This window comes from Streptomyces sp. NPDC051105 (genome assembly GCF_040682795.1).
Taxonomy (GTDB): domain Bacteria; phylum Actinomycetota; class Actinomycetes; order Streptomycetales; family Streptomycetaceae; genus Streptomyces.
This window is the reverse complement of sequence record NZ_JBFBBR010000074.1, coordinates 1-1,350: the sequence shown is the minus strand read 5'-3', so window position 1 is coordinate 1,350 and position 1,350 is coordinate 1. Positions and strand designations below refer to the sequence as shown.

2 protein-coding genes are annotated in these 1,350 nt (G+C 65.4%); both read right to left on the bottom strand.

Annotated features, from left to right (window positions below; genetic code table 11):
• A partial coding sequence (locus AB0N16_RS41800) for an alpha-amylase family glycosyl hydrolase (protein ID WP_365806037.1) occupies window positions 1-926 on the bottom strand: 926 nt, incomplete at its 3' end.
• Window positions 923-1,350 (bottom strand): alpha-glucosidase C-terminal domain-containing protein (locus AB0N16_RS41795; RefSeq protein ID WP_365806036.1); only part of this gene is annotated, 428 nt, incomplete at its 5' end. The genes AB0N16_RS41800 and AB0N16_RS41795, both read right to left, overlap by 4 nt.

Here is a 1,350-nt window from a genome sequence, read left to right as displayed (position 1 = left end):
ATTTCCGAGACGGGGTAGCGGGATTCCCGGCGCACCGCCATGAAGATGCGGGGCATGACGGGGAAGTGGAACGCCATGTGGCACTCGTCGCCGCCGCTGCGGTAGTCGCCGAAGTAGTCGACGACGTCCTCCGGCCACTGGTTCGCCTCCGCCAGCAGCACGGTGTCCGGGTACTGGGTGTCGATCTCCTTGCGCACCCGCTTCAGGAAGTCGTGGGTGGCGGGCAGGTTCTCGCAGTTGGTGCCCTCGCGCTGGTAGAGATACGGCACCGCGTCCAGCCGGAAGCCGTCGATGCCCAGGTCCAGCCAGAACCGCAGCGCGGAGAGGATCTCCTCCTGGACGGCCGGGTTCTCGTAGTTGAGGTCCGGCTGGTGGGAGAAGAAGCGGTGCCAGAAGTACTGCTTGCGGACCGGGTCGTAGGTCCAGTTGGACGCCTCGGTGTCGACGAAGATGATCCGCGCGTCCTGGTACTGCTTGTCGTCGTCCGCCCAGACGTAGTAGTCGCCGTACGGCCCGTCGGGGTTCTTCCGCGACTCCTGGAACCACGGGTGCTGGTCGCTGGTGTGGTTCATGACGAAGTCGATGATCACGCGCATGCCGCGCTGGTGGGCGGCGTCGACGAAGTCCACGAAGTCGGCGAGGTCACCGAACTCGGGGAGTACGGCGGTGTAGTCGGAGACGTCGTAACCGCCGTCCCGCAGCGGGGACTTGAAGAAGGGCGGCAGCCAGAGGCAGTCGACACCGAGCCACTGCAGATAGTCGAGCTTCGCCGTCAGGCCTTTGAGGTCGCCGATGCCGTCACCGTTGCTGTCCTGGAAGGAACGGACGAGGACCTCGTAGAAGACGGCCCGTTTGAACCAGTCGGGGTCGCGGTCCTTGGCGGGCGTGTCCTCGAAGGTGTCCTGGACGGGTTCGTTGACGATCATGTTGTGGGTGACCCTCCGATCCGCGGGGACGGTCGCAGAACCGTGAAGATATGCGCGGGTCGTCGACCCGGTTCCAGGCGCACATAGTTGGCCCTGCCCCAGTTGAAGGTTTCACCGGTGAACTCGTCGCGCACCGGCACCGACTCGTGCCAGTTCAGGCCGAGTTGCGGCATGTCCAACGAGACCGTGGCCTCCTGGGTGTGGTGCGGATCGAGGTTGACGACCACCAGAACCGTGTTCGATCCGCTCCGCTTGCTGTAGACGATCACCGCGTCCTGGTCGGCGTGGTGGAAGTGGAGATCGCGCAACTGCCGCAGGGCCGGGCTGCTGCGCCGGACGGTGTTGAGGCGGGTGATGAGGGGGGCGATGCCCTCGGTGTCGGCGCGGGTCCAGTCGCGGGGTTTGAGCTGGTACTTCTCGGAGT